The organism is Maritalea porphyrae, from assembly GCF_030159895.1.
GTDB lineage: Bacteria > Pseudomonadota > Alphaproteobacteria > Rhizobiales > Devosiaceae > Maritalea > Maritalea porphyrae.
The window spans coordinates 423,691-441,201 of sequence record NZ_BSNI01000001.1 but is presented as its reverse complement, the minus strand read 5'-3'; the positions used below and the strand labels follow the sequence as shown (position 1 = coordinate 441,201).

At 49.9% G+C, this 17,511-nt stretch carries 20 protein-coding genes; 16 read left to right on the top strand and 4 right to left on the bottom strand.

Annotated features, from left to right (window positions below):
* Positions 1 to 86: 86 nt before the first annotated feature.
* The gene (locus tag QQL65_RS02195; protein ID WP_379863087.1) at positions 87 to 665 is read right to left on the bottom strand and encodes a DUF1134 domain-containing protein; all 579 of its coding nucleotides are present in this window, start codon (positions 663 to 665) and stop codon (positions 87 to 89) included.
* Positions 666 to 790: 125 nt separating this feature from the next.
* On the opposite strand from QQL65_RS02195, the gene QQL65_RS02190 reads away from it, so the two are divergent.
* The 8 genes from QQL65_RS02190 (at position 791) to QQL65_RS02155 (ending at position 8,737) form a co-directional block, all read left to right on the top strand.
* Positions 791 to 1,294, top strand: coding sequence for a YHS domain-containing (seleno)protein (locus QQL65_RS02190; protein WP_284361640.1), 504 nt, complete (start codon positions 791 to 793; stop codon positions 1,292 to 1,294).
* 168 nt (positions 1,295 to 1,462) lie between these two features.
* Positions 1,463 to 2,113: a histidine phosphotransferase ChpT gene (chpT, locus tag QQL65_RS02185; RefSeq protein ID WP_284361638.1), complete on the top strand. Its 651-nt coding sequence runs from the start codon at positions 1,463 to 1,465 to the stop codon at positions 2,111 to 2,113.
* 137 nt (positions 2,114 to 2,250) lie between these two features.
* Positions 2,251 to 4,827 (top strand): hybrid sensor histidine kinase/response regulator, encoded by a 2,577-nt coding sequence (locus QQL65_RS02180; protein ID WP_284361636.1) that lies wholly within the window; start codon positions 2,251 to 2,253, stop codon positions 4,825 to 4,827.
* Entirely contained in the window at positions 4,827 to 5,294 is a 468-nt protein-coding gene (locus tag QQL65_RS02175) for a chemotaxis protein CheW (protein ID WP_284361634.1), read from the top strand. The genes QQL65_RS02180 and QQL65_RS02175 overlap by 1 nt, the downstream gene beginning before the upstream one ends.
* Before the next feature lie 36 nt (positions 5,295 to 5,330).
* Positions 5,331 to 5,696: a response regulator gene (locus QQL65_RS02170; protein WP_284361632.1), complete on the top strand. Its 366-nt coding sequence runs from the start codon at positions 5,331 to 5,333 to the stop codon at positions 5,694 to 5,696.
* A gap of 23 nt (positions 5,697 to 5,719) precedes the next feature.
* Positions 5,720 to 6,787 (top strand): chemotaxis-specific protein-glutamate methyltransferase CheB, encoded by a 1,068-nt coding sequence (gene cheB, locus QQL65_RS02165; RefSeq protein WP_284361630.1) that lies wholly within the window; start codon positions 5,720 to 5,722, stop codon positions 6,785 to 6,787.
* 11 nt (positions 6,788 to 6,798) lie between these two features.
* Positions 6,799 to 7,611 carry a CheR family methyltransferase gene (locus QQL65_RS02160; protein WP_284361628.1) on the top strand — a complete coding sequence of 271 codons (813 nt, stop codon included), beginning with the start codon at positions 6,799 to 6,801 and terminating at the stop codon, positions 7,609 to 7,611.
* Positions 7,612 to 7,684: 73 nt separating this feature from the next.
* Positions 7,685 to 8,737: a phospholipase D-like domain-containing protein gene (locus QQL65_RS02155; RefSeq protein WP_284361627.1), complete on the top strand. Its 1,053-nt coding sequence runs from the start codon at positions 7,685 to 7,687 to the stop codon at positions 8,735 to 8,737.
* A 4-nt stretch (positions 8,738 to 8,741) separates the two neighbouring features.
* Here QQL65_RS02155 and QQL65_RS02150 read toward each other — a convergent pair whose 3' ends face one another.
* Positions 8,742 to 9,146 carry an OsmC family protein gene (locus tag QQL65_RS02150; protein ID WP_284361625.1) on the bottom strand — a complete coding sequence of 135 codons (405 nt, stop codon included), beginning with the start codon at positions 9,144 to 9,146 and terminating at the stop codon, positions 8,742 to 8,744.
* Between the two features lie 138 nt (positions 9,147 to 9,284).
* The gene (ctrA, locus tag QQL65_RS02145; protein WP_269394795.1) at positions 9,285 to 9,986 is read right to left on the bottom strand and encodes a response regulator transcription factor CtrA; all 702 of its coding nucleotides are present in this window, start codon (positions 9,984 to 9,986) and stop codon (positions 9,285 to 9,287) included.
* A gap of 373 nt (positions 9,987 to 10,359) precedes the next feature.
* Here ctrA and fliI point away from each other — a divergent pair, with 373 nt between their 5' ends.
* Together fliI and fliJ are read left to right on the top strand one after the other, a co-directional pair.
* Positions 10,360 to 11,703, top strand: coding sequence for a flagellar protein export ATPase FliI (gene fliI / locus QQL65_RS02140; protein ID WP_284362063.1), 1,344 nt, complete (start codon positions 10,360 to 10,362; stop codon positions 11,701 to 11,703).
* 28 nt (positions 11,704 to 11,731) lie between these two features.
* Entirely contained in the window at positions 11,732 to 12,145 is a 414-nt protein-coding gene (fliJ, locus tag QQL65_RS02135) for a flagellar export protein FliJ (protein ID WP_284361620.1), read from the top strand.
* A 92-nt stretch (positions 12,146 to 12,237) separates the two neighbouring features.
* Here the strand turns inward: fliJ and QQL65_RS02130 are convergent, their stop codons facing one another.
* Entirely contained in the window at positions 12,238 to 12,576 is a 339-nt protein-coding gene (locus QQL65_RS02130) for a hypothetical protein (RefSeq protein ID WP_284361617.1), read from the bottom strand.
* Between the two features lie 232 nt (positions 12,577 to 12,808).
* Here QQL65_RS02130 and QQL65_RS02125 point away from each other — a divergent pair, with 232 nt between their 5' ends.
* From QQL65_RS02125 to QQL65_RS02100, 6 genes are all read left to right on the top strand, one after another.
* Complete coding sequence (locus tag QQL65_RS02125; protein WP_284361614.1) at positions 12,809 to 13,336, top strand: DUF2059 domain-containing protein; 528 nt, start codon at positions 12,809 to 12,811, stop codon at positions 13,334 to 13,336.
* A 153-nt stretch (positions 13,337 to 13,489) separates the two neighbouring features.
* The gene (arfB, locus tag QQL65_RS02120; RefSeq protein ID WP_284361612.1) at positions 13,490 to 13,903 is read left to right on the top strand and encodes an alternative ribosome rescue aminoacyl-tRNA hydrolase ArfB; all 414 of its coding nucleotides are present in this window, start codon (positions 13,490 to 13,492) and stop codon (positions 13,901 to 13,903) included.
* A gap of 128 nt (positions 13,904 to 14,031) precedes the next feature.
* On the top strand, positions 14,032 to 14,382 hold the full coding sequence (locus tag QQL65_RS02115; protein ID WP_284361609.1) for an ArsR/SmtB family transcription factor: 351 nt from the start codon (positions 14,032 to 14,034) through the stop codon (positions 14,380 to 14,382).
* Positions 14,383 to 15,429 (top strand): permease, encoded by a 1,047-nt coding sequence (locus QQL65_RS02110; RefSeq protein ID WP_284361606.1) that lies wholly within the window; start codon positions 14,383 to 14,385, stop codon positions 15,427 to 15,429.
* A gap of 113 nt (positions 15,430 to 15,542) precedes the next feature.
* Complete coding sequence (locus QQL65_RS02105) at positions 15,543 to 15,932, top strand: hypothetical protein (protein WP_284361604.1); 390 nt, start codon at positions 15,543 to 15,545, stop codon at positions 15,930 to 15,932.
* Between the two features lie 171 nt (positions 15,933 to 16,103).
* Entirely contained in the window at positions 16,104 to 17,501 is a 1,398-nt protein-coding gene (locus QQL65_RS02100; protein ID WP_284361601.1) for an L-serine ammonia-lyase, read from the top strand.
* The last annotated feature ends 10 nt before the right edge of the window (positions 17,502 to 17,511 follow it).

The window sequence follows — 17,511 nt, the reverse complement described above, 5'->3', positions numbered from 1 at the left end:
AATGGTTAATAACACAAACCCAGCAGTTTGGTCACGCGACAATGATGTTTGTTGTTAATGCTTTACTAGAATTGTTGATCAAAAGATCAAAACGGGTTCCAGGTTGGGTTTTGGGTGAATTTGAGGTAACCCACATTGATGCCCAGACGCGCGCCTACACCAGAGCGAATAGGCACAATATAGATGTCTTTATATTTCATCACGGTCATACCAACACCGCCAACCACATAAGCGGAGCCATCTACGCCAGGGTAGCGGCCATAAATGGAATCTGTTGAGGGAAGGTTGTAAACCAGCATCATCACCTGACTGCCATCAGCGCCAATGTCGAAGCCAAGTGTTGGCCCTTGCCAATAAAGGATGTGGTTGCCAGCGTTCTTTGTATAAAGCTCACCATCACCATATCGCACGCCACCAAAAAATGCGCCCGAACCTTCTTGGCCTAGAATGTAACCGTTTGGCAGTCCGTAGTTTGAGATCGCGCGTTCGACAACCGACGCGAGTCCTTGAGAAACTTTGCCAAAGAACTGTCCACCAGCTTGAACCAATTCGTTTGCGGTGTAGCGATCGGAAACCGTGTCCTGTGCGGTTGCAAGTCCTGTGACTGCAAACGATAAGAACAGAGCAATAAACAGGGTGCGGATTTGGGAAAACATTGGCCTCATTTCCTTGTCATTTTGGTGACCGCCGAAGCGACAATTGACTGTTAACAAACAAGATATCTCTTTTTGTTAGTCTGATCGCTGTTCGCTACACGAAGTACTGCGTAAACAAGGCGATGATGCGGCAATTGAGTAAACAAAGATTAACTATTTTCCAGCTTGGCGCACTTTGTTTGCTGCTCGGGGCAGTTTTTTGCCTGACCTTGCCCGCGCGCGCCGAAACGAACCGGCATTTTCTAGAGATGTATGTTACTGATCCGCTTTCTGGCTCCGCCATCGAAGGTATGGATCCGGTGAGTTATTTCACTGAGCCTGAACCACTTATGGGCAAGGCTGAATATGAATATCACTGGAAGGGCGTTTCGTGGTTTTTTGCGACCGAAGCAAATCGCGAAGTGTTCCGCGCAGCACCAGAAGCCTACGTGCCCCAGTTTGGCGGCTATGGTCTTGCAGGTATCGCGCGTGGTTATTTGTCTAATGGCAATCCACGTATCTACGCTGTGTACAATCGGCGGCTATACTTGTTTTACTCAGCAGGCAATCGCGAAGCGTTTATGCTTGAAAAAGCAGCGATGGTGAACTTTGCCTTCGACAATTGGCTCGAATTGCGGGACCAGCTGGCACGGCAATAGGCATTTCCTATTTGTACGGATTGTCGTTTTCTCATTCAAAGCGGGATAAAAGGGGTAGACCTTCGCTGAAGTCTTGCTCAGCGGCGGCTTCGGGCTAAACTACATCCAACTTGATTCGGTTGGTGGGGCTTGTTCCTGCACCAGCCATAAGCACTTTAAGGGAATGCAATGGCGGAACTTGTTGAAATTAATGGGACTGATTTGGCGGCCATGTTGTGCTCGCGCGTGTGTCACGATCTGATCAGCCCGGTTGGGGCAATTGGCAACGGTTTGGAAGTTCTGGCGGACCCTGAACAAGCTGAGATGGCTGAGTTTGCGCAAGAATTGATCAACAATTCTGCCAAGCAAGCCCGTGCAAAACTTGAATTTGCGCGATTGGCATTTGGTGCATCTTCGACCCAAGGCACTGAGATCGATACACGCGAAGCTGAAAAAGTGGCGCAAAGCTACATGGCGGGAGAGAAAGCCGATCTTGATTGGAAGATCGAGCCCATCTTGTTGCCGAAAAACAAAGTCAAAATGATCTTGAATTTGCTGTTGATTGCAGCTGGCTCTGTGCCTCGTGGCGGTACCGTAAGCGTTGAACTTGACGGTGCTGAAATGGGCAAAGAAGGTGTCATTCTTAAATCAAGCGGCAAGAAGACATTGATCCCGCATTTGGTTGGCCCTTTGCTTGCCGGAAAGCCTGAAGATGGCCGGATCGATGCGCAAGTTATTCAACCATATTACGCGGGCCTTCTGGCGCGCGATTGCGGCCTGGATGTGACCATTGAAATGGTCGATGATGTGGTCATCATTAAAGCGGTAGGCAGCGCTTAAAAATCGCACTACGCATTGCCCCCTAGGTGCGAATACGCACCGGTTGGTTTTGCAATGACTCGTTAACGAATGCACCCGCAAGGTGGCGTCATACTTTTGGTCTGGCGTTTCTTGCGGGTATATTTTTGGGCGAGCAAATGGATGAGCTTTTAAGCGATTTTTTGACGGAGACGACAGAAAGCATTGAGCAGGTCGATGCCGAGTTGGTGGATTTTGAAAAACACCCTGACGATCAAGAAATCCTGCGTCGCATCTTCAGACTTGTTCACACCATCAAGGGCACTTGTGGGTTCCTTGGCTTGCCACGCCTTGAAGCGTTGACGCATGCCGCCGAAAATCTCATGGGCAAATATCGCGACGGTGCGCCGGTTGTCGGAGATGGCGTTGAGACCATTCTCAATTCGATTGACCGGGTGAAATTGCATTTAGATGTTTTGGCGTCGACAGGCGCAGAACCAGATGGTGACGATGAAGACCTTATTGACGCGCTCAACGCCCTTGCAAGTGGGCCAATTGAAACTGACCGGTTTGATGAGGAACCGCACGAAACTGCGAAACCGGCTTTGGACCCATTAGAAGCGGCGTTTCTGGCGGCACCGGGACCCGAAGACAATGTTCCTGAAACAGACGCCATTAATTCGGCTAAGCCAAAAACAGTGACGTCGAAAACCTCAGGCAACACGGCACCTCAAGCGATCCGAGTGCAATTGCCCGTGCTGGAAGGTTTGATGACGATGGTGAGCGAGTTGGTGCTCACGCGCAACCAGCTCATGGCGATTTCGCGCGGACGAGAGGAAAGTGAGTTCAACGCGCCATTACAGCGCTTGTGTTCGGTGACGGCTGAGCTGCAAGATGGCGTGATGAAAACCCGCATGCAACCGATTTCCGCTGCTTGGCAGAAAATGCCGCGATTGATCCGCGACCTTTCTAAGGAATTGGGCAAAGAGATTTTGCTTGAAATGTCTGGCGAAGACACTGAACTAGACCGTCAGATATTGGAGCAGATCAAAGACCCGCTGACCCATATGGTGCGTAACGCGGCGGACCATGGCTTGGAAGATGCGGCCTCGCGTCAGGCATCTGGCAAGACGCCTTCTGGGGTTGTCCGGCTCAATGCTTTTCATGAAGGTGGGCAGATCGTTATCGAAATCGCGGATGATGGTCGGGGCCTTGATACTGAGCGGCTAAAGCACAAAGCGCGCGAAAAAAGCATTGTAAGCGATGCTGAACTGGATGGCATGACCGAAGGTCAAATCCAGCAGTTGATTTTTCACCCTGGATTTTCCACGGCAAGTGAAGTGACCAGCGTTTCAGGGCGCGGCGTTGGCATGGATGTGGTGCGCTCAAATGTCGAGTTAATTGGCGGCACAATCGACCTCAAGTCCCAAAAGGGCGTTGGCACTACGGTCAGTTTGAAAATCCCACTTACCCTTGCGATTGTTCCGGCGCTTATTATTGCGGTGGGTCAAGAACGTTTCGCGCTGCCGCAGCGGGCGGTCCGCGAATTGGTTCGGGTCAACAAAAAAGCAAATCGAATTGAGCACTTAAATGGCAGTCTGGTTCTGCAATTGCGCGACCATTTGCTGCCGGTTGTCGGGATGAGCGATCTCTTAGGCGTCAGCCCCGGTGCGGTGCCTGAAGAGGGGTATGTTGTGGTGACTGAAGTGGGCCAATATTGCTTTGGGCTGTTGGTTGATGAGGTTTTTCACACCGAAGAGATAGTGGTGAAGCCGATGATGGGTGCGTTGCAGGGGCTCAAGCATTTTTCTGGCACCACCATTTTGGGCGATGGTAGTGTGATCATGATTATGGACCCATCAGGACTAGCGAGTTCTGTGGCGCAAACTGAAATGGGCGATCTGGCACGCACCGCCCAAACGCCTGAAGAAGTTGATGATGGTGAACACAGCACTGAATTGCTTGTGTTTGAAGCGCGAGGCGGTGCCCGCCAAGCGGTGCCGCTTGCTCTGGTTAATCGACTTGAGACAGTAAAACAGTGCGAACTTGAACACGTCGATGGCCGATATTTACTGCAATATCGTGAGGCATTGATGCCGATACAGTTTCTGTGTGACCCGCCGACTTATGCGGAGCGGAAAATGTCGATGCTTGTCTTTGAGGACCGCGGCTATCGGCTCGGGATTGTCGTGGCGCAAGTTTTGGATATTGTCGCAGATCGGTTGGAAATTGACGTGGAGTCAAAAAGCCAAGGCTATTTGGGTACCGCGATTATCAAAGGACGGGCGACAGAAATATTGGATATGGCGCACTTTATGGCGGTTGAACATCCAAAATCTTTTGATCGGCAGGCCGATTATGCTCAAAGCGCGCGCCGCCGGATGCTTTATGCGGAGGACAGTGCGTTCTACCGCAATATGTTGGTACCAATCTTCAAGAGTGCTGGTTTTGATGTCACGGTGTGTGAAGACGGGCAGGCTGCATTTCAAGTGCTTAATGAGGGCGGCTATTTTGACTTGATTGTTACCGACATTGAAATGCCGGGCATGGATGGATTTTCGCTTGCGCAGTCAATTCAGCAATTGCCAAATGCGGCGCAAACGCCGGTGATTGCCTTGTCTGCTTATGATGGCCCGAACGCAAAGAGCCGCGCGCAAGAAGTTGGGCTGTTTGATTTTGTGGCCAAAGGTGATCGCGAGCATTTGACCAAAGCGGTAAGCAGGGCAATCAGTTTGCGCGGATTGGAGGCAGCTTAATGGATGATCAGCCACAATCAACAAACATGATCCAATTGGTGACCCTGCGCATTGGCGGGCAATTGTTTGCGATCAATCTTGAATTGGTAGATGACGTGTTCAAACCCGAACAGTTTACACCCATTCCGTCGGTACGGCCCGAGATTGCCGGCATTTTGAATCTGCGCGGGCGGATTATTGTTGCGATCAATACCGACCTATTGTTGGGGTTGCCGCCGGTTGATGCGCCAATAGTTGGGCGACAGATGGTGAATATAAAATATTTAAACGAATCTTATGGACTTTTGGCTGATAGTGTTGGGGATGTGGTGGCATTTTGCGCCACTGAAATTAAACCAAACCCGATCAATCTTGATGGGAATTTAGCGATCTATAGCCAAGGGATCTTGCGGCTCAATGGTGAGTTGATGACGGTCCTAATGGCAGACAAAATTATCGCCCAAGTTCTAAATCAAGAGGCTGCATAGGGCCGAAGTTGAAATGCATTTGAAGGAGAAAATGCGATGAAAACCTGTCTAATTGTTGACGACAGCAGTGTCATTCGCAAAGTCGCGCGCCGCATAATCGAGGACATTGGCTATGAAGTCGATGAAGCCGAAGATGGCCGTGAAGCTTTTGAAAAATGCACGCAAAGCATGCCGGACGCCATTTTGGTGGATTGGAATATGCCTGTGATGACTGGGCTCGAGTTCGTTAAAGAGCTGCGCAGCTATATTGGTGGCGAATCCCCGAAGATATTGTTTTGTACGACAGAAAATGATGTGGGGCACATCGCTATGGCGCTCAAAGCTGGCGCCAACGAATATATGATGAAGCCATTTGATCGGGAAATCATGGAAAGCAAATTCCGAGATCTCGACCAAAAGTAAATTGGGTCGAAAGGAGCGTCCTTATGGAGGCGCGAAATGTGCCCGGGGCCATTGCCTCGCCGGTGCGGGTGATGCTTGTGGACGATTCTGCGGTTATTCGCGGCATTATGCGCCGCTGGATTGACGCTGAACGAGGCTTGGACGTGGTTGCAAGTGCGATCAATGGGCAAGAAGCGATTGCGAAAGCCAAGCGGGTTCAGCCTGACATCATAATCCTTGATTTGGAAATGCCGGTTATGTCCGGTATGGAAGCGCTGCCTGAATTGCGCAAGGTCTGCGCTGGTGCCAAGATTCTGATTGCATCGACATTGACGACCCGCAATGCGCGCGCTTCTCTTGCAGCGATGCGCGCTGGGGCGACAGACTATTTGGCAAAGCCAGACGTTGCCACATCTCGTGATGCATTTCGTTTGCATTTGGTTGAAAAACTTCGTGCCCTTGGCGGTGACGCAAACGCAATGTGCGCTGTTGAAAGCGGCAATGTTGTTGGCCTGTCACAAACGAAAAAGTGGCGTGGTAGTATGAAGGCGCTGGCTGTTGGTGCGTCAACGGGTGGACCGCAAGCAATCAATGAAGTGTTTGGCACACTATCTGGAAAATTTGATGATTGCGCGGTGTTCGTCACCCAGCACATGCCCGCCCATTTTACCAAGCTTTTGGGCGAAGACCTCGCCCAGCGGATTGGTCTGCCGGGCGGTGAAGCCGTCGAAGGTGAACCGGTATTACCGGGGCGGCTGTATATGGCGCCAGGCGGATTTCATATGCGGGTCGTAGATAATGGCGGGAAGTTGCGGATCGAGTTGGGTGATGAAGCAGCGATCAATTTCTGCAAACCCTCGGTTGACCCTACATTCTTTTCCGTGGCGCGCCATTACCAGGGCGACTGTGCTGCGGTCATGTTGACGGGCATGGGCCACGATGGGGCCCGGGGTGCAAAAGCCATTCACGATGGGGGAGGTGTTGTGTTGGCGCAGGATCAGGCGACGAGTGCTGTGTGGGGAATGCCGGGTGCAGCTATTGCCGCGAACGCCGTTGATCGAGTTCTGCAGTTGCAGAAAATCGGACCTGAGTTGTTGCGGCTAAAGGGATGAGTGAGATGGGGATGCAGCAACAAACCTACAACGCGATCGCGCGCTTTGTGGCGCAGGAAAGCGGCATTAAGCTTTCTGATGGCAAAGCCTATATGATGGAAAGCCGTTTGACGCCTGTGATGTCAGAATTTGGCATTTCGAGTTTTGAGCATTTGGCGACGCAGCTGATGGCGGCAACCAGCGAATTGCGACAAGCGGTGGTTGATGCCATGACCACCAATGAAAGCTTCTTTTTCCGGGACCGCACGCCTTTTGACCTGTTCTCAAATGTAATGTTGCCGCGCGTTGCCGAGGCGAAACGGGCTAATGGGCAGCCCTTGCGCATCTGGTGCGCGGCGGCAGCCACCGGTCAAGAGCCATATTCGCTTGCGATCTCTGTATTGGAAAACCAAACGGTGCTGGACGGCTTGGATGTTTCAATATTGGCTACAGATATTTCGCAAGCTGCATTGGGGACGGCCGAAAGTGGGCGATATACACAATTTGAAGTGCAGCGCGGCTTGAGTGCGCAGCGTCTCATCACTCATTTTGATCAGGAGGGGGGCGCTTGGCGTGTCAAACCGCATTTGCGTGAACTTATTGAGTTCAAAGAGCTAAACCTGTTGAAATCACTGCATCAGGTAGGCAAGGTCGACATTGTTTTTTGTCGCAATGTGCTGATCTATTTTGATGTCGAGACCAAAGCCCAAGTGCTGGGCAATATCAGAAAACAAATGAGTAATACTGGCTATTTGATGCTTGGGGCAGCTGAAACCCTTGTTGGGGTCACCGATCACTTTTTGCCGACAGCCGAGCATCAAAACTTGTTTCAACCCACAAGTTAAACCTGCGGTTTTCGCAATCTACTGTTCCGCGTGCTAGACTGCGCCAATATTTTAGACATATTGGAGGCGCGCGATGCCGTTATCCGTTGGCAATATCACTATGCATTTGGGGCCACAAAACATTGGTGGGCCAGATGATTTGGAAGCGGCGATAATTGAATTTATCGAAGCGGCCACTAAGAGCCTTTACATTTCCGTCCAAGAACTCGATCACAAACCCATCGCCGATGCGATTGTTGCGGCCAAATTGCGTGGCATTCAGGTGCATATGGTGATGGAGCAGGATTATTTAAAAGAGAGCCATCCACCAGCGGCGGATTCTTTAGGTGAATTGGAGGTGAACCGTGAACTGCTGATGCGCATATTACGGCATGGTATTGATGCAAAGGCGGACTACAACCCATCAATCTTTCACCAAAAGTTTATTGTGCGCGATGGCGAGGCGGTGCTGACTGGGTCGACAAATTTCACCACCACGGGGGTGCGCAAAAATCTCAACCACATTGTGGTCGTCAAAGACAAATTGGTCGCGCGTGAATATACGCGCGAGTTCAGATCAATCCGCAAAGGTATTTTTGGCAAACGCAGCTTGGATCGCTCGCGCAAACCGCTTGAAGACCATTATGTTGGGGATGTGCGGGTGAAGCCGCTTTTTGCGCCAGATCATATGCCGGAGATGGAGTTCATCAAACATATGAACAAAGCGCGTGATCGGATCGATTTTGCGATTTTTACCTTCTCGAAATCCTCAGGCATTGATGATGCGATGGTATTGTCTCAATTGGCCGGCGTTTCTGTGCGTGGTGTTTTGGACCGAAGGGCTGCAAACCAAAAATGGGCGGCGAAGGACACACTTAAGAATGGTGGCATCACCCTATTTCAGAATAAAACCGGGACGGGGGTGCGAAAGGTCCATCACAAATTGATGACGATTGATGACCAGCTCACGATTGTTGGGAGCTTTAATTATACTGGTCCTGCAAACCTCACCAATGATGAGAATATCATGGTGCTTGGGGATTTGGACGAAACTGACCCTGCCAAACGCGATGCCCAGAGCCAGCTTGCTCTATATGCCCGCAACGAAATTGTGCGGATCATCGAGCATCAAAGCGAAGAGATTTGAGCCGCTAATTCTGCAAAATTTCCACCGGTATCCCTCTTGAAAGGGAATTGCTTGCCATACAGGAGGCTTTTGCACGATTAATCAGCTCTTTTGGATTTGATCCATCTTCTAAGGTGCATTGGACTTCGAGTTTTGCTGCCTTCGTTAGGATTGGAGTTCCTTCGAGTTCCAATTCCACACTTACAGCAATGCTTTGAATTTGAATTCCCATTTCCTCAGCAACATATCTTAGGTCGTTGCAAAAGCAGCCTCCAATTGTGAGACCTAGCAGTTGCGCTCCATTGAAACCGATACCCCTGCCACCGGCACTTCCCTCTGGCCGATCAACCACCACAGTGTGCTGACCAGCGATCCCAAGAGCAGCCTGCTTGCCTTCAATGCTATGCAATTCTACGGTAACTTTGCCCATGGTCGTTGCCCTTTGGCAGAACATTAATTGTAGTTCCTACACTGAAATTTTGTCCCGTTCTTGATCAGTATGCAAGGTCAAAAAAAAGCCCCGCCAAAATGGTAGGGCTTTGAAATTCGTAATCATCGTTGAATAGCGTTATGCGCTTTCAGACAATTCATTTTCATCAGGTTCGCGCAGAACATAGCCACGGCCCCATACGGTTTCGATATAATTCTTGCCGCCAGTTGCTGTGGAAAGCTTTTTGCGAAGCTTACAGATAAATACGTCGATGATTTTAAGCTCTGGCTCGTCCATGCCGCCATATAGGTGGTTGAGGAACATTTCTTTGGTGAGGGTCGTGCCCTTACGCAAAGAGAGTAGTTCGAGCATTTGATATTCTTTGCCAGTGAGGTGAACGCGTTGACCGCCAACTTCCACTGTTTTTGTGTCAAGGTTCACAGAAAGGTCGCCAGTATTGATGACCGATTGAGCGTGACCTTTTGAGCGACGAACCACTGCGTGAATGCGGGCAACCAATTCATCCTTATGGAATGGCTTGGTCATGTAGTCGTCAGCGCCGAAGCCCAGGCCGCGAACTTTATCTTCAATGCCTGCAAGGCCAGAAAGAATAAGGATCGGGGTTTGAACTTTTGCCACACGCAAGGTGCGCAACACTTCATATCCGCTCATGTCTGGTAGGTTAAGATCAAGCAAGATGATGTCATAATCATAAAGCTTGCCAAGATCTACGCCTTCTTCGCCCAGATCGGTTGTGTACACATTGAAACTTTCAGATTTGAGCATCAGCTCAATACTCTGCGCGGTTGCGCTGTCGTCCTCAATCAGGAGTACCCGCATGTCGTTCCCCTTGTCCTTGTTCCGTCATGGAACCTACGTGGTGCAGCCCAACATCAGCGCACCAGTTAATGAATCCTACTGGATATGAATCAACCCTAGTGAGAAATAGTTAACAAAGTTTAATTCGGTTCTGCAATATGCATTGAACAACTTTCTTCATTTATGTTAACACATTGAAATAATTGAATAAAATGGTGGTTACCAACTTAATAATTTAGTTTAAGAAAAGGTTTCAACCGACTCTTTAGACTCAGTGAATTGCAGGTCACTGAATGTGTTTTGAATTAGAAGCGGGAGAAGATTTTTTTTAGCTTGAACTGTGAAATTAGTGCGTTTCCGTAAAGGAATCGTTAGCATTAACCGAATCAAAAGGATTGAAGACGCTTTGGAATCATTAATTGCCGACATTGATGCGATGGACGCCGTGGAGGTGTTTGGCCGTGTAAAGACGGTGCAGGGCTTGCTTGTTGAAGTCATTGGGCCTGTACGCGAGTTGCGTGTGGGCGGTCGTGTGGCAATTGAAACCCGTCTTGGCAACAATTTGATGTGCGAGATTGTTGGCTTTGAGAATGACCATGCGCTTTGTTTGCCATTCGGGCCGCTAGAAGGTGTTCGCTTGGGGTGCAAAGCGATCTTTTATTCGCATGGCGGCACGGCGCAGCCATCGGATGATTGGCTTGGTCGGGTGATCAACGCCAATGGCGAACCGATTGATGGTGGCCAGCCAATTCTAAAAGGTGCCGATCATTATCCGTTGCGAGCGTCGCCACCGCCAGCCCATGAGCGGGCGCGGGTTGGGCCGCCAATCGATTTGGGCGTTAAGGTTCTCAACACATTCACCACCTGTTGCGATGGGCAGCGGATGGGTATTTTTGCTGGTTCCGGCGTTGGTAAATCTGTGCTGATGTCGATGTTGGCGCGCAATACTGGTGTTGATGTGGCAATTATTGGGCTGATTGGTGAGCGGGGCCGGGAGGTTCAAGAGTTTATTGAAGATAATCTTGGGCCCGAAGGGCTCAAGCGTGCGGTGATTGTGGTGGCAACATCTGATGAGCCAGCCCTAATGCGTCGACAAGCTGCCTATATGACCCTGACACTGGCTGAATATTTCCGCGATAAAGGAAAGCGCGTATTGTGCATGATGGACAGTTTGACCCGTTTTGCTATGGCGCAGCGCGAAATCGGTTTGGCGACGGGCGAACCGCCCACGGCAAAAGGCTATCCACCAACAGTTTTCACTGAATTGCCAAGATTATTGGAAAGAGCGGGCCCAGGATTAAAAAATTCTGGATCTGTTACCGGACTTTTTACCGTTTTAGTGGAAGGTGATGATCATAATGAGCCAATTGCTGATGCCGTTCGCGGTATTTTGGATGGGCACATTGTAATGGAAAGGGCAATCGCTGAGCGGGGACGTTATCCGGCGGTGAATGTTTTAAGGTCCATTTCGCGCACTATGCCGGGCTGTGTTCCGGCTGAGTATCGGCCAGTTTTGCTGAAGGCGCGCGAATATATGTCAGTGTTTGCTGACATGGAGGAGCTGATCCGCTTGGGGGCCTATAGGTCTGGGTCAGATCCGAAAGTGGACACTGCAATTTCCATTGCGCCGCAACTGGACGCGTTTTTGTCTCAGTTGCAAGACGAGCGGGTGACCCTTGATGAAGGTTATCGCCAGCTTGAACAAATTGTCGCCAGTGTAGAAGGCGGCGGGGAATGACGACTTGGTTGGGTAAGGAGTACAAGTCATGAAATCACGCAATGAGTCTCTCATTCGCTTGAGAAAATTTACGGTGGACGAAAAACGTCGCGCTGTAACACAGATTGAAATGATGGTTGCCGATTTTGAACGTATGGCGGCCGAATTGGATCAGCAAATCGAAATCGAGCACCAAAAAACTGGCATCACGGATGTGGGTCACTTTGCTTATTCAACATTTGCTAAGGCGGCAGCCGATCGCCGTGACAACCTCAACGCGTCAGCCGATGAGATGCGCGGCAAGCTTGAAGCAGCGCAAGACGAGTTGGCCGAAGCGGTCGAAGAGTTGAAAAAGATCGAGTTGCTCGATGCGCGTGAAAACGCACGTGAGCAAGCAGAAGAGACCAAGCGCGAACAGGCGGAAATGGACGAAATCGCCCTAATGCGCCGTCATCGCAAATAAGGTTTGAGCTGAGTTTTCAGCTTAATTCTCTTACCCGAGATTTTTTTAGAGGTTGCATGCCAAACAGGTGTGCGGCCTTTTTGGGGTGTGCGTCATTGCTCGCTAAAATGTCCGTTTACAACTGCTGCCAGTTGTTTCCCGGTGCTCGTGTCGCTGATCACTATCTTGCCGATGCCTTGCGCGTTCGCCGCTTTGCAATATATGCCGATCGCTATGTTGGCTTTTTGATTGTCATTCAGCGCCATCCATTTTTCTTTTGATGCTTCCCACGGGCCATTCTTTTTGATGACCCCGGCGGAAGTTGCCTCATTCACATAAGCTTGCATCACTGAACTGTTCGTTATGCATTTGCGCCACGCTGACCTATGCACACCTGGCTCGCATCCCATGAGAGCGAAAAGAATGATAATAGAGACCAGCAGGTTTGGCATGTGATCGTCCTTAAAATCAGCTGGGTCCATATCTTACCAAAACAGCAAAATTGAGTTCTAGCCCATTGCGCAATAGTTTGGGCTATTTAGCGGACTGGAGATAGCTTGGCAAAAATTCCTTCTCTGGTTGAAGCTAAGGCCCATAAACCTTTCCGTCTATTAAGTCAGTTGCGCGCAAGGGCTCGAATCGTTTTAAAACGTTTGTAGCTTGATTTACTTTAAGGAATTTGAAATGAGAGACATACTAATTGCGGCGACGTTGGTACTAGGAGTTTTTTCGACTCCCGTGATGGCGGATCAAAAATCTGCAGACTACATTGTGAGCCAGACGGTAACTCGAGAGATGTTTGAGGGGGCAATTGCCGCACAAAGATCCTTGATATTGAGCGCTATTCAACACGACCTAAAACAAAAGAACGTAACACTACCAAATCCAGATCGCTTTTTCGACCTTTTGATGGAAGAGTTTTTGGATGAGTTTACTGAATCCATGCAAGCACAAAGTGCACAGGTGTTTTTGGATGCTTTCACAAGTGAGCAGCTGGTTGAAATTGCTTCATTTTTTGCAACTGATGCTGGTCAGGCATATATCGCTGCGACACCTACACTGATGATGGAAGGCGCACGGATGGGTCAAATCGCGGGGCAAAAAGCCGGTGCAAATGCTGGGAAACGACTTGCAAATCGAATTGAGGATGAAGGTTTAATAGTAGTAGACGACCCAGGATTGTTGGAACGTTTGTTGGACGCATTGAAGTAGGATTCAGCGCGACCATATTTTGCAAGCCGTTACCAAAGGTTGGTCTTAAGTATAGATTTGATTAGAGTGGCGTTAGAACGAAGCAGCAAACCAACGCGTGCAATAAATCGCGCGCGGTTGGGTGACGTCTAATGTATTACGGCCACTGTACTTATGCGCATCAATGATCAAATCACCATTGCCGACTGGGAGCTGACTGAACAGTTTACGCGCGCGTCTGGCCCTGGTGGGCAGAATGTGAATAAGGTCAGCACGGCGGTTGAGTTGCGATTTGAGGCGGCGGCGTCACCAAACTTATCCGAAGCGATCAAAAAGCGGTTGAAGAGATTGGCCGGGCGGCGTTGGACGCAAGATGGAGCGATTGTGCTTTTTGTGCAGGAGACGCGCTCGCAGGCGCGAAACCGGGAGATTGCGCGCGAACGACTCGCTGAATTGATCCTGAGGGCCACTGAGAAGCCAAAATTTCGCGTGAAGACCAAACCAACGCGTGGGTCGATCAAGCGGCGACTGGACGCGAAGAAAGAACGTAGTGCAACCAAGAAGTTGCGCGGTAGGGTCGAAGACTAGCCTAGCCCTTTTCAAAAATCATTGTGTGAATGTAACGCGGGTCGCAAGTTTGATCTGCGATGTGTGTTGTTGACTTTCTAAACGATTCGATATATCTAGAATTATAGAAATAATAATTGGAGCGTGAAATGGCGCAGAATGAAACAGATTTTACAGAAGCCGCGCAGGCATTTGCGGCAATGGGGTCAGAACCACGATTAGAGGTGCTGATGTGTCTGGTGAGAGCCGGCGATGCTGGCTTGTTGGTTGGTGATATTCAAGATCGCACCAACATACCTGCGTCAACGCTCAACCATCATCTGAAGTTTTTAACCGCTGCTGGCATCGTTACCCAGGAAAAACAGGGGCGCACAATTATCAATCGTGCCCAGTTTGACGCGCTCGAGGCGCTGGCTAGCTTCATTCTTAAGCAATGTTGTATCGACGTTCCAACAAATGTTGGGCAGTCGAGTTCAGTATCACAAAATGAGGGGGCATAAATGTCCGACATTACGCAGGGCCAAAGCTTGCGGCCAAAAATCAAGCTCAGCAAAATTATCAAGAGCGTCCCATTTGCCATCGCAATTATGCTCTTAGGTGTCGCGGTGTTGGATGTAGCGCAACTGCTCGCGGTCATTCAGTTTGCTGTGCGTGCCTTTTTGGGCACATTGCCATTCATTCTGTTTGCCGTTTTGATGATTGGCTATTTGAAAGCCACCGGTTCTGAAAGCATGATCGGCAAAGCGTTTGAAGGGCGCGAAACCCAAGCAATTTTCTTGGCGGCGCTGATTGGTGGTATTGCACCATTTTGCTCATGTGAAGTGATCCCCTTTATTGCCGGGTTGCTCGCTGTTGGTGCGCCACTTTCTGCCGTAATGGCGTTTTGGCTGGCTTCGCCCTTAATTGATCCGCCAACCTTTATTATCACCGTTTCTGAACTGGGTTTGCCATTCGCACTTTCCCGCGCCGCATTCGCTGTTGCTCTTGGTCTGCTTGGTGGTTTTGTGGTCAAAATGATCGGCAAACGTGGCGCCGTTGGCGATCCGTTGCGCGAAGACTACAAAGCCTCAACTTGCGGTGCGAACAAGTTCAAAGGCAAACCAAAATGGGCGTTTTGGAGTGAAGCGGATCGCGTATCGGTGTTCCGCAAAGAAAGCGTGAACAACCTTATCTTTCTTGGTCAATGGTTGGCGCTGGCCTATGTCATTGAAGCATTGTTCGTCACTTACGTGCCGGCTGAATTGGTTGCCAATGTGCTCGGCGGCGAAGGCATCCTAACCATTGGATTGGCAGCACTTGTTGGCGCACCAGCTTATCTGAACGGATATGCCGCAATCCCATTGATTGATGGGCTTCTGGATCAAGGTATGAGCCTTGGCGCGGCAATGGCCTTTATGATTGCTGGGCCTGTGACATCAATCCCAGCGATGATGGCTGTGGTCTCTTTGGTGAAGCGCCAGGTGTTTGCGATCTATTTGGTGATGGCCATTGTTGGAGCCGTGTTGTTTGGCTTGATCTTTCAATATGCAAACGGATTTGTTGGCTAGTTCCTAACCCCCAAAGAAAAGCCAATTTCTAAGGTGCGTCTCCAACTTGTTGGGGGCGCATTTTGTTTATCTGCTTTGTGGCGTTATCATTGTTGCAAAAGGGGAGAATTCTAATGGATGTTAGTCAGTTCATCGCTCAGCTGTTAGGGCCGATATACTTGGCACTTGGTGTTGGCGGGTTTGTGAACCGCAAACACTTCATGACGCTCATTGAAGGTTTCAAAGCGAGTTACGCTGTTATTCTGATTTCAGGGGTGGTGGCGTTGTTCATTGGCGTTTTGATGGTTAGGTTTCACAATGTTTGGGTCGTTGACTGGCGCGTGATTATCACCATTTTCAGTTGGATTGCTTTGCTCAAAGGGCTGACATTGTTGGTCTTGCCTGTTCGTGTGGGCGAGGGCATAGCCAATAGTTTTGTGAAACGGCCGCAATTGATCAATCTGATGCTTGGTTTTTGCATTCTCATTGGCGCGGTATTTTCCTATTTCGGGTATCTGGTTTAGTTCCTTTTCGGCCTTAAAACCAAAGTCGAACCATTCGCTCCACTTATTCCTTTGCTATATGGGGCCATCCTCGCTAATCCTGTTGTCAGATCGGGGTTCAAAACCCACAAACGACAACCGATGGAAGTAAACCCAAAAGAGGATTGCGGCATCGAAAAGGGGATATAGCGCATGTTTGTCAGCGTGTTTGAAATCTTTAAGGTCTCGATTGGGCCTTCGTCTTCGCACACCATGGGACCAATGGTGGCCGCCAATCGCTTCATCGAGCATCTTGCCAAAAACAAAGGGCGTTTCGACCGAGGGGATCGGTGTTCGGTGCAATGCAAATTGCAAGGATCGCTCGCCTTTACCGGCAAGGGCCATGCCACCGACCAAGCCGTTTTGTTTGGACTTTGCGGCTTTTCGCCAGAAACGTTTGACCGTGAGGAAGCCGAGGACCGAATGGTCAAATTGCGCATTGGCAAATCTATTGAGATTGCGGATGAGTTTGAAGCAAGTTTAGACCCCGAGACAGGCATTATCTTTGACTATGACACAAAGGAAATGCCTCATCCCAACACGATGACTATCTCGTTAGTTGGGCCGGATGGAGACGCGCGGTTTGAAGAAACCTATCTCTCGATTGGGGGCGGTTTCGTGCTCACCAAGGAAGAGCATTACAACGTCGACAAGCTTGAGAAAAAAGTTGAAGCAATCGCCATTCCCTTCCCCTTTCACAGCGCGAAAGAAATGCTGGAAATGGGCAGGGAACATGGCAAATCGATTGCTGAAATGAAACGCGCCAACGAATTGACGCGGATGAATGAGACTGACTTAAACATCGGTTTGAAAAAGCTTTGGGCGGTGATGGATGACTGTGTAGAGCGCGGTCTTGACGGCACCGGCATTTTGCCTGGCGGGTTGAAAGTTCGACGGCGCGCTGCAGATGTGCGCGCGAAGTTGTTGGACCAGCGCGGCAAAAATCAACAGATGCCGCATGTGGCAAATGACTGGATATCGCTTTATGCGATGGCGGTGAACGAAGAAAATGCCGCTGGAGGTCAGGTCGTTACTTCGCCAACAAATGGCGCCGCAGGGGTTTTTCCAGCGGTCATCAAATACTACTTGAACCACGTGCCAGGAGCTACACTAGCCAAAGCGCATGAAATGCTTTTGGTGGGAGCTGCTGTTGGTGGGTTGATTAAGCACAATGCCTCAATTTCTGGTGCCGAGGTTGGTTGCCAAGGTGAAATCGGTTCGGCCTCTGCCATGGCTGCTGCCGCTTTCTGTGCCGCATTAGGGGGGACAAATGAACAAGCGGAAAACGCTGCTGAGATCGCGCTGGAACACCATTTGGGCATGACCTGCGACCCAATTGCTGGGCTGGTGCAAGTGCCTTGTATTGAACGCAACGGGATGGGGGCAATCAAGGCAATTGCTGCGGCTTCGCTGGCGCTAAATGGTGATGGCGAGCATATTGTGGCGCTCGATACATGCATCAAGACCATGTATGAGACCGGCAGAGATATGGACAGTCGCTACAAAGAAACGTCGCTTGGTGGGTTGAGCGTTAATCAGCCAGCGTGTTGATTTGAAGAAC

Excerpts from the sequence above, each read along its gene's own strand:
- QQL65_RS02195 (WP_379863087.1), bottom strand. The coding sequence starts at position 665 with ATGAGGCCAATGTTTTCCCAAATCCGCACCCTGTTTATTGCTCTGTTC.
- chpT (WP_284361638.1), top strand. The coding sequence starts at position 1,463 with ATGGCGGAACTTGTTGAAATTAATGGGACTGATTTGGCGGCCATGTTG.
- QQL65_RS02180 (WP_284361636.1), top strand. The coding sequence starts at position 2,251 with ATGGATGAGCTTTTAAGCGATTTTTTGACGGAGACGACAGAAAGCATT.
- QQL65_RS02175 (WP_284361634.1), top strand. The coding sequence starts at position 4,827 with ATGGATGATCAGCCACAATCAACAAACATGATCCAATTGGTGACCCTG.
- QQL65_RS02170 (WP_284361632.1), top strand. The coding sequence starts at position 5,331 with ATGAAAACCTGTCTAATTGTTGACGACAGCAGTGTCATTCGCAAAGTC.
- cheB (WP_284361630.1), top strand. The coding sequence starts at position 5,720 with ATGGAGGCGCGAAATGTGCCCGGGGCCATTGCCTCGCCGGTGCGGGTG.
- QQL65_RS02160 (WP_284361628.1), top strand. The coding sequence starts at position 6,799 with ATGCAGCAACAAACCTACAACGCGATCGCGCGCTTTGTGGCGCAGGAA.
- QQL65_RS02155 (WP_284361627.1), top strand. The coding sequence starts at position 7,685 with ATGCCGTTATCCGTTGGCAATATCACTATGCATTTGGGGCCACAAAAC.
- QQL65_RS02150 (WP_284361625.1), bottom strand. The coding sequence starts at position 9,146 with ATGGGCAAAGTTACCGTAGAATTGCATAGCATTGAAGGCAAGCAGGCT.
- ctrA (WP_269394795.1), bottom strand. The coding sequence starts at position 9,986 with ATGCGGGTACTCCTGATTGAGGACGACAGCGCAACCGCGCAGAGTATT.
- fliJ (WP_284361620.1), top strand. The coding sequence starts at position 11,732 with ATGAAATCACGCAATGAGTCTCTCATTCGCTTGAGAAAATTTACGGTG.
- QQL65_RS02130 (WP_284361617.1), bottom strand. The coding sequence starts at position 12,576 with ATGCCAAACCTGCTGGTCTCTATTATCATTCTTTTCGCTCTCATGGGA.
- QQL65_RS02125 (WP_284361614.1), top strand. The coding sequence starts at position 12,809 with ATGAGAGACATACTAATTGCGGCGACGTTGGTACTAGGAGTTTTTTCG.
- arfB (WP_284361612.1), top strand. The coding sequence starts at position 13,490 with ATGCGCATCAATGATCAAATCACCATTGCCGACTGGGAGCTGACTGAA.
- QQL65_RS02115 (WP_284361609.1), top strand. The coding sequence starts at position 14,032 with ATGGCGCAGAATGAAACAGATTTTACAGAAGCCGCGCAGGCATTTGCG.
- QQL65_RS02110 (WP_284361606.1), top strand. The coding sequence starts at position 14,383 with ATGTCCGACATTACGCAGGGCCAAAGCTTGCGGCCAAAAATCAAGCTC.
- QQL65_RS02105 (WP_284361604.1), top strand. The coding sequence starts at position 15,543 with ATGGATGTTAGTCAGTTCATCGCTCAGCTGTTAGGGCCGATATACTTG.
- QQL65_RS02100 (WP_284361601.1), top strand. The coding sequence starts at position 16,104 with ATGTTTGTCAGCGTGTTTGAAATCTTTAAGGTCTCGATTGGGCCTTCG.